Annotated in this window: 15 protein-coding genes; 3 read left to right on the top strand and 12 right to left on the bottom strand. The window is 59.6% G+C overall.

What is annotated here, in order from left to right; all coding sequences use genetic code 11:
* Positions 1-36: 36 nt before the first annotated feature.
* From SM763_RS13125 to SM763_RS13100, 6 genes are all read right to left on the bottom strand, one after another.
* On the bottom strand, positions 37-882 hold the full coding sequence (locus SM763_RS13125) for an ABC transporter permease (RefSeq protein WP_274829054.1): 846 nt from the start codon (positions 880-882) through the stop codon (positions 37-39).
* Entirely contained in the window at positions 879-1,796 is a 918-nt protein-coding gene (locus tag SM763_RS13120) for an ABC transporter permease (protein WP_368998789.1), read from the bottom strand. Before SM763_RS13120 ends, SM763_RS13125 begins: the two co-directional genes overlap by 4 nt.
* A gap of 33 nt (positions 1,797-1,829) precedes the next feature.
* Positions 1,830-2,642 carry an ABC transporter ATP-binding protein gene (locus tag SM763_RS13115; protein ID WP_065270522.1) on the bottom strand — a complete coding sequence of 271 codons (813 nt, stop codon included), beginning with the start codon at positions 2,640-2,642 and terminating at the stop codon, positions 1,830-1,832.
* Between the two features lie 68 nt (positions 2,643-2,710).
* The gene (hydA, locus tag SM763_RS13110) at positions 2,711-4,165 is read right to left on the bottom strand and encodes a dihydropyrimidinase (protein ID WP_065270523.1); all 1,455 of its coding nucleotides are present in this window, start codon (positions 4,163-4,165) and stop codon (positions 2,711-2,713) included.
* 38 nt (positions 4,166-4,203) lie between these two features.
* Complete coding sequence (locus tag SM763_RS13105) at positions 4,204-4,524, bottom strand: hypothetical protein (protein ID WP_368998788.1); 321 nt, start codon at positions 4,522-4,524, stop codon at positions 4,204-4,206.
* A gap of 57 nt (positions 4,525-4,581) precedes the next feature.
* On the bottom strand, positions 4,582-5,832 hold the full coding sequence (locus SM763_RS13100; RefSeq protein ID WP_368998787.1) for a Zn-dependent hydrolase: 1,251 nt from the start codon (positions 5,830-5,832) through the stop codon (positions 4,582-4,584).
* 256 nt (positions 5,833-6,088) lie between these two features.
* Between SM763_RS13100 and SM763_RS13095 the strand changes: the two genes are divergently transcribed.
* Complete coding sequence (locus tag SM763_RS13095) at positions 6,089-6,703, top strand: TetR family transcriptional regulator C-terminal domain-containing protein (RefSeq protein ID WP_065270526.1); 615 nt, start codon at positions 6,089-6,091, stop codon at positions 6,701-6,703.
* 87 nt (positions 6,704-6,790) lie between these two features.
* Here the strand turns inward: SM763_RS13095 and preA are convergent, their stop codons facing one another.
* The 5 genes from preA to SM763_RS13070 form a co-directional block, all read right to left on the bottom strand.
* Positions 6,791-8,095 carry an NAD-dependent dihydropyrimidine dehydrogenase subunit PreA gene (gene preA, locus SM763_RS13090; protein ID WP_368998786.1) on the bottom strand — a complete coding sequence of 435 codons (1,305 nt, stop codon included), beginning with the start codon at positions 8,093-8,095 and terminating at the stop codon, positions 6,791-6,793.
* 57 nt (positions 8,096-8,152) lie between these two features.
* The gene (locus SM763_RS13085; RefSeq protein WP_065270528.1) at positions 8,153-9,487 is read right to left on the bottom strand and encodes an NAD(P)-dependent oxidoreductase; all 1,335 of its coding nucleotides are present in this window, start codon (positions 9,485-9,487) and stop codon (positions 8,153-8,155) included.
* 152 nt (positions 9,488-9,639) lie between these two features.
* On the bottom strand, positions 9,640-10,284 hold the full coding sequence (locus SM763_RS13080; RefSeq protein ID WP_368998785.1) for a cupin domain-containing protein: 645 nt from the start codon (positions 10,282-10,284) through the stop codon (positions 9,640-9,642).
* Positions 10,285-10,404: 120 nt separating this feature from the next.
* The gene (locus SM763_RS13075; protein ID WP_065270530.1) at positions 10,405-10,803 is read right to left on the bottom strand and encodes a RidA family protein; all 399 of its coding nucleotides are present in this window, start codon (positions 10,801-10,803) and stop codon (positions 10,405-10,407) included.
* Between the two features lie 213 nt (positions 10,804-11,016).
* Positions 11,017-11,280 carry a DUF2312 domain-containing protein gene (locus tag SM763_RS13070; RefSeq protein WP_065270531.1) on the bottom strand — a complete coding sequence of 88 codons (264 nt, stop codon included), beginning with the start codon at positions 11,278-11,280 and terminating at the stop codon, positions 11,017-11,019.
* A gap of 214 nt (positions 11,281-11,494) precedes the next feature.
* Between SM763_RS13070 and SM763_RS13065 the strand changes: the two genes are divergently transcribed.
* On the top strand, positions 11,495-11,713 hold the full coding sequence (locus SM763_RS13065) for a hypothetical protein (RefSeq protein ID WP_065270532.1): 219 nt from the start codon (positions 11,495-11,497) through the stop codon (positions 11,711-11,713).
* A 141-nt stretch (positions 11,714-11,854) separates the two neighbouring features.
* Here SM763_RS13065 and SM763_RS13060 read toward each other — a convergent pair whose 3' ends face one another.
* Positions 11,855-12,070, bottom strand: a complete 216-nt coding sequence (locus SM763_RS13060) for a hypothetical protein (RefSeq protein ID WP_368998784.1) — start codon at positions 12,068-12,070, stop codon at positions 11,855-11,857.
* Between the two features lie 327 nt (positions 12,071-12,397).
* Between SM763_RS13060 and SM763_RS13055 the strand changes: the two genes are divergently transcribed.
* Positions 12,398-13,261, top strand: a complete 864-nt coding sequence (locus SM763_RS13055; RefSeq protein ID WP_274833421.1) for an MBL fold metallo-hydrolase — start codon at positions 12,398-12,400, stop codon at positions 13,259-13,261.
* Positions 13,262-13,358 lie beyond the last annotated feature (97 nt).

Genomic DNA, 13,358 nt, shown 5'->3' with positions numbered 1-13,358 from the left:
CCACCCGAAGACGTATTCCGGGTGGTGGATGGATCTTCAGCCCCGCTGCGAAGGGTGCCAGAAGGTCAGTGTTTTCTCGACCAGTGCGATCACGCCGTAAAAGGCGGACCCGGCCAGCGCGGCCACCAGGATTTCGGCCCATACCATATCCAGCGCCAGCTGGCCGACGCTGGTGGAAATCCGGAAGCCCATGCCCACGGTGGGCGAGCCAAAGAACTCCGCAACGATTGCGCCAACCAGCGCCAGCGTCGTGGAAATCTTCAGCCCGTTGAAGATGAAGGGCAGCGCGGCCGGCAGGCGCAGCTTGAAAAAGCTCTGCCAATAGCTCGCCGCGTAGGTTTGCATCAGGTCGCGCTGCATGGCCGAGGTTTCCCGAAGACCGGCAACCGTGTTCACCAGCATCGGGAAGAAAACCATCACCACGACAACCGCCGCCTTGGACTGCCAGTCAAAGCCGAACCACATCACCAGAATGGGCGCGGTACCAACAATCGGCAGGGCCGCGACAAAGTTACCCACGGGCAGCAGCCCCCGGCGCAGGAAGTCGCTGCGATCCACAGCCACCGCCATCAGCAGCGCAGCCACGCAGCCCATGATGTAGCCGGACAAAGCCCCCTTGATGAAGGTCTGGGAGAAATCCTGCCACAGGATCGGGATCGAGGTGGCAAAACGCGCCGCGATCAGCGAAGGCGCAGGCAGGATCACCATGGAGACCTCAAGCCCCCGCACAAGCAGTTCCCAGACGATCAGCACGGTCACGCCAAAGATCAGCGGAACGGCCAGCTTCACAGCTTGCGTCTTGGCCGCGGGACTATTGGCCAAACGGCTGTTGATCCACCAGCCCGCAATCCAGACCAGAGCAGCAAAAACAACTTCGATCATGCGCTCATCCCCATGCGTTTAAGAACAACCCGTTCGATCAGACCCAGAAGCGCCACCAGAAGCGCCGCAAGAATGGCCGCTGCGAACAGCGCCGACCAGATCTGCACCGTCTGCCCATAGTAGCTGCCCGCCAGAAGCCGAGCGCCAAGGCCCGCAACCGCGCCAGTCGGCAGTTCCCCGACGATGGCACCCACCAGCGAGGCCGCGATGCCGATCTTGAGCGAAGCGAAGAGATACGGCAGCGAGGACGGCAACCGGAGCTTCCAGAAGCCCTGCGATGTGCTCGCGCTATAGGTCTTCAACAGGTCGAGTTGCATGCTATCGGGGCTGCGCAGGCCCTTTACCATACCAACAACGACCGGGAAGAAACTGAGATAGGCCGAGATGATCGCTTTTGGCAAGATCCCCTGCACCCCTATGGAATAAAGCACCACGATAATCATTGGTGCCAGAGCGATGATCGGAATGGTCTGGCTAACGATAGCCCAGGGCATCACCGACATATCCATCACCTTGGAATGCACGATACCCACGGCGAGAAGGATCCCCAGGCCCGTGCCGATGGCAAAACCCAGAAGCGTCGCGGAGAGCGTCACCTGCCCGTGATAGATCAGGCTGCGTTTTGAGGTGACCTTTTTCTGCACCGTGGTTTTCCACAGTTCCACCGCGACCTGATGTGGCGCGGGCAGGCGCGGGCGGTCCTGCGCCCAGGTGTCTCCAATGGCAAATGTGTTCTTCGCCACCAGCCCAAAGGTCCCCATATCGCGGCGTTCCTTGGCAGTCGCCGGGGTGATTTCGGCCCCTGCCCGTTCTGCCTGATCCAGAACACCTTTGATATTCATCGGAACGCAGGCGGAATACCAGAAGGCGATGATGGCAGCGACAACGGTGAGAACGGCAAAAAAGCTTTTCATGCCCAGCCCTCCCCATTCGGGTTCAACGTGGGGTTATGCGTCATCGGAATGCCCCGCGCGCAGACCTTCACGCACCCGGTGCGCGATGTCGATGAACTCCTGACTGTCGCGGATGTCGAGCGGCCGTTCCTTTGGCAGGGTGCTTTCGATCACATCGGTGATCCGGCCCGGGCGCGGCGACATAACGACAATCTTGGTCGACAGGTACACGGCCTCGGGGATCGAGTGGGTGACAAAACCGATAGTCTTATCCGTGCGCGCCCAAAGCTTCAGCAGCTGCTCGTTGAGGTGGTCGCGCACGATCTCATCGAGCGCGCCAAAGGGTTCGTCCATCAACAGGATATCGGCATCAAAGGCCAGCGCGCGGGCGATACTGGCCCGCTGCTGCATCCCGCCGGACAATTGCCAGGGGTATTTGCCGCCAAAACCGGAAAGTTCCACTAGTTCAAGGACCTGCGCGACGCGCTTGTCCTGCTCTTCCCTGGAGTATCCCATGATCTCAAGCGGCAGCTTGATGTTCTTGGCGATGGTGCGCCAGGGATAAAGACCCGCCGCCTGAAACACATAGCCATAGGCGCGTTTCTGGCGCGCCTCATCCGGGGTCATGCCGTTAACCGTGATGCTGCCGCCGGTCGGGTGTTCCAGCGCCGCCATCACCCGCAGAAAGGTGGTCTTGCCGCAGCCCGAGGGGCCGATGAAGCTGACGAAATCTCCCTTGTTGATGGTGAGGTTTACATCCTTCAGCGCCTGCACCGGCCCGTCGTTGGTTTCAAACACCAGGTCCAGGTTGCGCGCTTCGACGACGGCCTGGGGGGATCCGGCCTGGGTAGTCGTTTCGTTGTTCATGTCGTTGCCTTAATAGGACGGGAGGCCGGGCCACCATGTGCTGAGGCCCGTCTCCTGTTTGATACCAATTACACGCCGGTTGCCGGAATACCGGACCGTTCCACCGGACGCGGCGCGGACAGCTCTTTCCAGGTCGACAGCGCCTTGTTGACGGTGGTGTTGGCCTCACGTTCGACGAATTTGCCGTGGCCTTCCTGCGTGCGGATTTCCCCGTCGTAGACGGCGACATGGCCGCGCGTCAGGGTAAAGCGCGGCAGGCCTTTGACCTCCTTGCCTTCGAAGACGTTGTAGTCAATGGAGGACTGCTGTGTCTCGGCGCTGATGGTCTTGGTCTTGTTCGGGTCCAGAACCACCAGATCGGCATCGGCGCCCACCAGAACCGCACCTTTTTTCGGATAGCAATTCAGGATCTTGGCGATGTTGGTCGAGGTGACGGCCACGAATTCATTCGGCGTCAGGCGGCCGGTTTCAACACCATGGGTCCACAGCATCGGCATACGGTCTTCAAGGCCGCCGGTGCCATTCGGGATCTTGGTGAAATCGCCAACGCCATAGCGTTTCTGCTCGGTCGAGAAGGCGCAGTGGTCGGTGGCCACCACCGACAGCGAGCCGGACTGAAGGCCCGCCCAGAGGCTGTCCTGATGCTTTTTGTTGCGGAACGGCGGCGACATCACCCGGCGGGCGGCGTGATCCCAGTCCTGGTTGAAATACTCGCTTTCATCCAGCGTCAGGTGCTGGATCAGCGGCTCACCCCAGACGCGTTTGCCCTGCATGCGGGCGCGGCGGATGGCCTCGTGGCTGTCCTCGCAGGAGGTATGCACCACGTAAAGCGGCACACCGGCCATATCGGCGATCATGATGGCACGGTTGGTGGCCTCGCCCTCGACTTGCGGCGGGCGGGAATAAGCGTGCCCCTCGGGGCCGTTGTTGCCCTCGGCCAGCAGTTTGGCGCTCAGCTCGGCCACCACATCGCCGTTTTCAGCGTGCACCATGGCGATACCGCCCAGTTCCGACAGGCGCTGGAACGAGGAGTACAGCTCATCATCGTTCACCATCAGCGCGCCTTTATAGGCCATGAAATGCTTGAAGGTGTTGATGCCGCGGGTTTCGATCACGGTCTTCATCTCGTCAAAGACCTGCTCGCCCCACCATGTCACGGCCATGTGGAAGGAATAGTCGCAGTTGGCGCGGGTCGATTTGTTGTCCCAGCGTTTCAACGCATCCAGCAGACTTTCGCCCGGGTTCGGCAGGGCAAAGTCGACAACCATGGTGGTGCCGCCCGCCAGACCTGCGCGGGTGCCGCTTTCGAAATCGTCCGAGGAATAGGTCCCCATGAAAGGCATTTCCAGATGGGTGTGCGGGTCGATCCCGCCCGGCATCACGTAACAGCCGGTCGCGTCCAACTGCTCGTCACCCTTCAGATCGGGGCCGATTTCGGTGATCACACCGTTTTCGATCAGCACGTCGGCCTTGTAGGTGAGGTCAGCCGTGACGATGGTCCCGTTCTTGATGACTTTACTCATGGTTTCTAACTCCCTGTTATTTATATGTTCGATCCGTTTCAGACTGAACTGAAACAACCGATTGCATGTCCGTGTACGCCGATGGCGAGCGGGCCGAAAACAGATTCAACGCAAAGCGAGAAGTAGCCCGCTAGCGGCAGATATATCACCCGGTAGTCGCCATTCGGCTGGGTGACGGCCCAACAGTCCTGCGTCAGGCCGCCGGAAAAATTGACGGTGACCTCTTCCGGCTCGCACAGCGCGCTGCGAAAGGCGGCAAGGGTTTCAAAGCCCACGTTACTGGTGATCGGGAATTCGGCGACCTCCGTCTCGATCAGATGTTTGATCCGATCGGGGATGGAGAGGTCGGCGCCGATCACCGTAGGACCATCCGCCGCAATAGCGGGGTCCGGAACATGGGCTTGAGGGTCACCGGATTATTCCACGATCTCAGCAGTTTCGACCACGGCGTGGAACAGGACGTTTGCCCCTGCTTCGGCCCAGTCCTTGCTGATCTCTTCGGCTTCATTGTGGCTTAGCCCGTCGACACAGGGGCACATGACCATTGCGGTCGGTGCCACGCGGTTGATCCAGCAGGCATCATGGCCGGCGCCCGAGATAATGTCGAGGTGGGAATATCCCAGCCGCTCGGCGGCGCTGCGCACTGCGGTCACGCAGGCTTCATCGAATTTCACCGGATCAAAGCCGCCGACCTTCTCGAACTCGATCTGCACGCCCATGGCATCGGCGATTTCCTGTCCCTGCTCCCGCAGGCGCAGTTCCATATCCTCGATCACCTCCAGCTCGGGGCTGCGGAAATCGACGGTGAAGACCACCTTGCCGGGGATCACGTTACGCGAATTGGGGAAGACATCGATATGACCCGCCGCGCCGACCGCATGCGGCGCATGGGACCATGCGATTTCGTCCACCGCATCCAGCACCCGCGCCATGGCAAGGCCGGCATTGCGGCGCATCGGCATCGGGGTCGACCCGGTGTGCGCATCCTTGCCGGTGATCGTCACCTGCGTCCAGCTCAGCCCCTGCCCATGGGTGACAACGCCAATATCCTTGCCTTCGGCCTCAAGGATCGGGCCCTGTTCGATATGCAGTTCAAAGAAGGCGTGCATCTTGCGGGCACCAACTTCTTCGTCGCCGCGCCAGCCGATCCGCTTCAGCTCATCGCCGAATTTCTTGCCTTCCGCGTCTTCGCGGTCATAGGCCCAGTCCTGTGTATGGATGCCGGCAAAAACCCCGGACGACAGCATCGCCGGGGCGTAACGGGTGCCTTCCTCATTGGTGAAATTGGTCACCACAATGGGGTGTTTTGTCTTGATATTCATATCGTTGAGCGAGCGGATTAATTCGAGGCCGCCCAGGACACCAAGCACGCCGTCGTATTTGCCGCCCGTCGGCTGGGTATCAAGGTGCGAACCCACATAGACCGGCAGCGCATCGGGATCGGTGCCTTCGCGGCGGGCAAACATATTGCCCATCTGATCGAGCCCCATCGTACACCCGGCATCCTCGCACCATTTCTGGAACAGGGCGCGCCCTTCGGCATCTTCATCGGTCAGGGTCTGACGGTTGTTGCCGCCCGCAACGCCGGGGCCGATCTTGGCCATCTCCATCAGACTGTCCCACAGCCGATCGCCATTGATCTTCAGATTCTGTCCAAGCGACGTCATCGCAGCTTCCTTCCTGTTGGTCCCGTCTGTTTTGCGGGCTATTTTTGGCTTGGCGCCATTTTGGTGGCTTTGAAGCGTTGGTCAAAGTCTTTTCGGACCGGATTTGACCAACTGGTCAAACTCAAGCTAACATGAGGGCGCAGTCAGTCAAGAAATTGCGTCACAAGGACTGGGAAAACACTTGGTTTACAGGTGAAATGTGTGAAATAGAGGCGTTTTTCCGACTCCCGGACACCCAAGGACGAAAAACCCGCCAATGCCCAAGGACAGATCCCCAACCCGCATTCAGAAAAAGAATCGCGCCGCCATCCTGGACGCCGCGCTTGAGGTGTTTTCCACCCATGGTTTCCGCGGCGCCACCGTAGATCAGATCGCGGGTGAGGCCGGGCTGTCGAAGCCAAATCTGCTGTACTATTTCCCGTCGAAAGAGGCGATTTTCACCGCGCTGCTCTCGGAACTTCTGGATACCTGGCTGGATCCCTTGCGGGAACTGGATCCCGAGGGTGAACCGCTGGAGGAAATGCTGGCCTATGTGCAGCGCAAATTGCAGATGAGCCAGGACTTCCCCCGCGAAAGCCGCCTGTTTGCCAACGAAATCGTGCAAGGCGCGCCGCGGATGCTGGAGGCGCTCTCGACCGATCTGAAACAGTTGGTCGAGGAAAAAGCCGCCGTGATCCAAGGCTGGATGGACGCGGGAAAACTGCAGCCCAGCCACCCCAAACATTTGATTTTTTCGATCTGGTCGCTGACCCAGCACTATGCGGATTTCGACGTTCAGGTCCGGACCCTGATGGGAGAAGAAGATCCGTTCGAGGCAGCACCTGCTTTTCTGGATACCTTCTATCGACGCATGCTGACGCCAACGGGTTAAACCACGTCGCACCACCCGAAAGAGCAAAAGGGGCGCCCGCACCGGGCGCCCCTCTTTATTTGTTATCAGATTGTTAAGGGCGAAAGCTCACTCAGCAGCCGTGGCCGAGGGGTTGTTCGGATGCGTCGTCCAGTTGGCGTATTGATCCGACACCACCTTGCCCGTGCGCAGATCGACCTGACCGGCGGGCACCTCTTCCATGGTGATACAGCCTTCGACCGGGCAGACGTTGACACACAAGTTACAGGCGACGCATTCGTCATCTTTCACAGTGAATGTGCGGTCTTCGCTCATCTCGATGGCCTGGTGCGAGGTGTCTTCGCAGGCGGCAAAGCAGCGACCGCATTTGATGCAGTCATCCTGGCTGATCTTCGCTTTGGCGACATAGTTCAGATCCAGATACTGCCAGTCGGTCACGTTCGGAACCGCCATGCCGATGAAGTCCTGGGTCGAGGTGTAGCCCTTTTCGTCCATCCAGGTGGACAGGCCCGAGATCATCTCTTTCACCACGTTGAAGCCATAGGTCATCGCCGCGGTGCAGACCTGAACGTTGCCCGCGCCAAGCGCCATGAATTCAGCCGCATCTTTCCAGGTGGTGACGCCACCGATGGCCGAGATTGGCAGGCCATGTGTCTGCGGATCACGGGCGATTTCCGCAACCATGTTCATGGCAATCGGCTTTACCGCCGGGCCGCAATAGCCACCGTGGGTGCCCTTGCCGCCGATGGTCGGCTCGGGCGCCATGTTGTCGAGGTCAACCGAGACGATGGAGTTGATGGTGTTGATCAGGCTCACCGCATCGCCGCCGCCCGCCTTGGCCGCGCGGGCCGGGAAGCGCACATCGGTGATGTTCGGCGTCAGCTTCACGATCACCGGCTTGGAATAGTATTTCTTACACCATTCCGTGACCATCTGGATGTATTCCGGCACCTGCCCCACGGCAGAGCCCATGCCACGTTCGGCCATGCCGTGCGGGCAGCCGAAGTTCAGCTCGATCCCGTCCGCGCCGGTGGCTTCCACCTTGGGCAGGATCGCCTTCCAGGCTTCTTCCTCGCAAGGCACCATGATGGAGACGATCACCGCGCGGTCCGGGTAATCCTTCTTGACGCGGGTGATTTCCTCAAGGTTGGTCTCAAGGCTGCGGTCGGTGATCAGCTCGATATTGTTGAGACCCAGCAGACGCCGGTCCGCGCCCCAGATCGCGCCGTAACGCGGCCCGTTGACGTTGACCACTGGCGGGCCTTCAGAGCCGAGGGTTTTCCAGACCACACCGCCCCAGCCAGCCTCAAAGGCGCGGCGGACGTTGTATTCCTTGTCGGTCGGCGGCGCCGAGGCCAGCCAGAACGGGTTCGGAGATTGAATCCCCAGAAATTCAGTTGTCAGATCAGCCATTTATCTGTTCCTTTTCATGCTCGCCTGCTGTCCCTGTTTCAGGGACAGCGGGCTGGCTTAGCCCATCAGGCTGGAATGAATGTCCATTGCGGCGTCGCGGCCCTCGGCCACGGCGGTCACGGTCAGGTCTTCGCCACCCGAGGCACAGTCGCCCCCAGCCCAGACACCGGCTACCGAGGTGCGCCCGGTTTCCGAGACCTTGATCTTGCCACCGTCGATTTCCAGCCCGTCGGGCTGTCCCTCAAGGGTCTGACCGATCGCCTTGTAGACCTGATCCGCTGCCAGGCGCAGGGTCTCACCAGTGCCGGTTACGCGGCCATCCTTGACCTCTGTGTATTCCAGCTCAATCTCGGCAGCGGCACCGTTGCCATGGATCGCCTTTGGCATCACGTTGAACATCAGCTTGACGCCCTTGGAGGCCGCCAGATCCTGTTCGAACCGGCTGGCGCCCATGGCATCGCGGCCACGGCGATAGGCGATGGTGACGTTTTCGGCGCCCAGAAGTTTCGACTGCACAGCGGCATCGACCGCCGTCATGCCGCCACCAATGACCACGACATTACGCCCGACGGGCAGCGTGGTCAGATCGTCAGCCTGACGCAGATCGGCGATGAAGTCCACTGCATCGCGCACGCCGTCCTTGTCTTCGCCCTCACTGCGCAGCGCGTTGACGCCGCCCAGACCGATAGACAGGAACACCGCGTCAAAGTCGCCCTTCAGCGCCTCAAGCGACAGTTCGGACCCGAGCTTCTTGCCGTATTCCATTGAAATACCGCCGATCTGCAGCAGCCAATCGACTTCGCGTGCGGCGAAATCATTGGTGGACTTGTAGGCGGCAATACCGAATTCGTTCAAACCGCCGGCCTTGTCCTTGCTGTCATAGACGGTGACGTCGTGCCCGAGCATCGCCAGACGGTGCGCGGCCGACAGGCCCGCAGGACCAGCGCCGACAACCGCAACCCGCTTGCCCGTCGCCTCGGCACGGGTGAAGGGATGCTCACCCTTGGCCATCAGCGTATCGGTGGCATAGCGCTGCAGGCGGCCGATCTCGACCGGCTTACCTTCGGCAGTTTCGCGCACGCAGACCTCTTCGCACAGGGTCTCGGTCGGGCAAACGCGGGCGCACATGCCGCCAAGGATGTTCTGATCCAGAATGGTCTTGGCCGCTGACGTCGGATGCCCAGCCTGAATTTCGCGAATGAACTGCGGAATATCGATCGAGGTCGGACAGGCCGTCATGCAGGGCGCGTCATAGCAGAAATAGCAACGATCCGCAGCAACGGCGGCTTCGTGCTGATCATAGGGGGCATGCAGATCCCCGAAATTCTCGGCGATCTCTGGGGCGGACAAACGTCCAGCCTGGATCCCGGATGCCTGATGGCTACTCGCCATTGGGTGTCTCCCTGACTGTTATTTTTCTGCAAGTCAGAGTGCCACAGTTTGTTTTTTTATCAACTGGTAAAATTTTTGATGAACCAAAAAATATCGGCCAATTCTGAGGAATGGCCGACATGCTATTGATTTATATTACGAAAGACGCTTGCTTAGTTTTTCACCATCTCGGTCAGATGCCCCGATTTGATCCAGACACGCGCTCCATCTGGACCCGCTTTGGCATCCATTTGCCCGCCCGGCGGCAGGCGCAGCCAGTCCCAGCGGCCAAAGGTTTCATCCCCATCCTGATAGCTTCCTTCCAGCACAAACAGCTCGGCGCCGCCCTCGGCCGTGAAGGAGACTTCCAGCCCCGGGGCCCAGTTCACCAAACACACATCCTCGTGCGGATCGGAGTAAAGCGGCAGATGCGGATCCTGGGCCTCAGCAGTGTCAATATGAACAGTCTGGCGGTCTTCGGGATCGAACTGGTGCAGTTTCACCAGGATCATCGCGCCATCTGCGGCCGCTGGCGCGTGGCGGGACGTGGGCGGGTTGCGCACGTAGGAACCAACAGGGAAGTCCCCCGTTTCGTCCTGAAATACGCCGTCCAGCACGAGGTATTCCTCGCCGCCGTCATGAGTATGCGCGGAAAAGGACGAGCCCGGCGCAAAGCGCACGATGGTCGTGGCGCGGGCAACTTCCTCGCCGATCCGGTCAAGCATCTTCCGCTCGACCCCGGCGGCCGGGCTTTGCACCCAGGGAATATCGTCAAAGTGAACCGCGACACGCTGTGAAAAATCGGCATTGATCCGCATCTGTGACTCCCCTCATCTGTCGGGGACAGATCTGGGGTATCCTAGGGGAATTTCCAACCAAATTCACCAAATTGTGTGTCGGCGGGCCAAAAACCAAAGGCATCTGGCCCGGCAGACAGATCAGTTCGAAAGAACCGCGGTGGCTTCGATCTCGACCTTAGCTTCATCCTCGACCAGCGCCGAGACCACAACCATCGTCATGGCTGGGAAGTGATAGCCCATCACGTCACGGTAGGCTTTGCCCACTTCGGCCTGATGCGCCATATATTCCGCCTTGTCGGTGACATACCATGTCAGCCGGGTGATATCGCTGGCCGCGCCGCCCGCGGTCTCGACCACATCGAGGATATTGCGCAGCGCCTGGCTCATCTGACCGATAAAGTCTTTTGCCTCAAAGACCTGATCTGCGGTCCAGCCGATCTGCCCGCCGACGAACAGCAGTTTGCCCTCGGCGACCATGCCATTGGCATAGCCCTTGGCCGGCTTCCAGCCTTCGGGGTGCACATTGATTGCGGGCATTGCCTGTCTCCTCAATTCGGTTCTGTTTGCAGTGCTGCTGGCAATATCCGCCAGCGCGCAAAGTATTTCAAGCTTAAAATTTCATACCTGAAGCGATTTGCATTGCGGGCGGCTTCCGTGCAGCGCCCTGCGGCGCTGATACCAGGGGCCAAAGAAAAACCGCGCATCCAAAGGAGATGCGCGGTAGAATTCAATCGGCAAAGCGGCGGGCAGTTACATGCCAAGCGCTTCTTTATACATGTCCAGCACCGCCTCTTCTTCGGCGATGTCGTCCTTGTCCCGCTTGCGCAGGGCGATAACTTTGCGCATGACCTTGGTGTCATAGCCGCGCGCCTTGGCTTCGGCCATCACCTCTTTCTGCTGTTCGGCGATGTCCTTCTTTTCTGCGTCCAGACGTTCGAAACGTTCGATGAACTGGCGCAGTTCCCCGGCGGTCACCCGGTAGTTTTCACTCTTTTCGTCTTCGGTCAGATCCATGTGCGGCTCCGTCAGCAAGGCATGTCATTGCGGTCGATAAAAGGGGATAGCGGTCCGGCCTGATCACCGCAAGCCGGGAAAGCCCGCCATCGTGCCTTCGGGCGATGTTTTGCGCGCTGCGCGGGGCCCTGATGCCCGCCTCTGCCTGCAAGCATCTTGCATCCACAAGGCCAATCCGCTACCCGCAGCAGCATGCAAACCGCAGGAGACTGGCATGTTTGAAATCCTTGTCTGGGTGGGCGCGGCCCTGTCCGTGGGCGGTCTCTTGGGGCTGGTCTGGTGCATCCTGCGCGTCGCAAAGGCGCGGCGACAGAAACTGGACGACGAGGCGCTGCGCGCCGTGGTGCAATCAGTGCTACCGCTGAACCTTGGCGCTTTGCTGCTGTCGGTGATCGGGCTGATGCTGGTCATGGTCGGAATTTTCCTGTCCTGACCTCTGCCCTGCGCGCACTCCCTGCACGCACTCTATGACCCCCTGTAATAGAACCTGCAAAACGCCTGAAGCGGACCCTGCCAAGGATCCGCTTTTTCGTTACTTACAAGTTTTGAAATGACCGCTCCGTGTGGTGGCAGCTCAGACCGGCATATTGTCGAACTGATCTTCCACCGCTTCGTCTTCCAGCTTGGCCTTGACCCGGCGCAGGGCGCCTGGAATGGCCGAGCCCGAAGCGCGCAGCCGGGTCAGCGCGCTGAAGAATTCATCCACCAGCCGTTCACGTGTCGGCCCCGATGCGGTGCGAATCTGTTTTTCAAGATGTTGCGCATTCTGCAGCAAAACTGCGTCTGTCATGTTTCATCCTCCCTGTCGTACGGAACATTCTGGCAGGGGTTTGAAACAGAAATACAGCAAAACTCCTTGATTTGAGTCATCATCGGCGGAGGTTGGCGCAATATCGGGCAAATTGCACAGCAGACAGGCAAAATACCGGCCAAAATACCGGCAAAAACAGCAGTCCCGGATAGATGTTTTGCGCCCCTACAGGATCCGGTTCGGGAGGCGATTGAGCCAGATCAACACCGCCCTGCCGCCGGGACAGCTAAGTTAACCACACGCGAAGGGTTGAAACACATTCTGATTTCAACATATGTATAGTGAAACGCAAGGGAGAGCCCCATCATGAATCCTATCGTCAAAGCCTTCTTCGACGAAGCGACCAATACTGTTTCCTATGTTGTCCGCGATCCCAACGGCAGCGCCTGTGCCATTATCGATTCGGTTCTGGATTTCGATCATGCGGCAGGCCGGACCGACACCAGCTCAGCGGATGAAATCATCGACTGGATCACCGCGGAAGGTTTGAAAACCGAGTGGATCCTGGAAAGCCACGTGCACGCCGACCACCTGTCGGCCGCGCCCTATCTGCAAGAGCGTCTGGGCGGAAAGATCGGTATCGGCGAGAACATCACCATCGTCCAAGATACCTTCGGCAAGGTCTTCAACGAAGGCACCGAATTCCAGCGCGACGGCAGCCAGTTCGATCAGCTGTTCAAGGAAGGTGATACCTTCATGATCGGCCAGCTGCGCGGCGAAGTGCTGCACACCCCCGGTCACACACCGGCCTGCCTGACCTATGTCATCGGCGATGCGGCCTTTGTCGGCGATACGCTGTTCATGCCCGATTTCGGTACCGCACGCTGCGACTTCCCCGGCGGCTCGTCCGAAACGCTGTTCAACTCGATCCAGAAGATTCTGGCCCTGCCCGATGAAACCCGCATTTTCGTCGGCCACGACTACAAGGCGCCGGGCCGGGACGAATACGCCTGGGAAACCACGGTCGGAGAGCAGAAAGCGCTGAATATTCACATTGGTCAGGGCAAAAGCATCGAAGACTTCGTGTCGATGCGCGACGCCCGCGACGCGACGCTGGGTATGCCCCGGCTGATCCTGCCGTCGCTGCAGGTCAATATGCGCGCAGGCCAGATGCCCGAGCCGGACGATCAGGGCGATGTCTTCCTGAAAATCCCGGTCAACAAGATCTAACACCAGAACCCCGGTTGCAGCGCCGCGCCCCTGTTGGCCCGGCGCTGCAGCTTCAAAACACGCGCTGTCAGCACGAATATCCGCAGCGCAAAGACCA

The sequence above is a fragment of the Pseudophaeobacter sp. C1-32P7 genome (assembly GCF_041008775.1).
GTDB classification, from domain to species: Bacteria; Pseudomonadota; Alphaproteobacteria; order Rhodobacterales; family Rhodobacteraceae; genus Phycobacter; species Phycobacter gallaeciensis_A.
The sequence above is the reverse complement of the archived record's forward strand: the minus strand, read 5'-3'. Positions and strand labels throughout refer to the sequence as shown.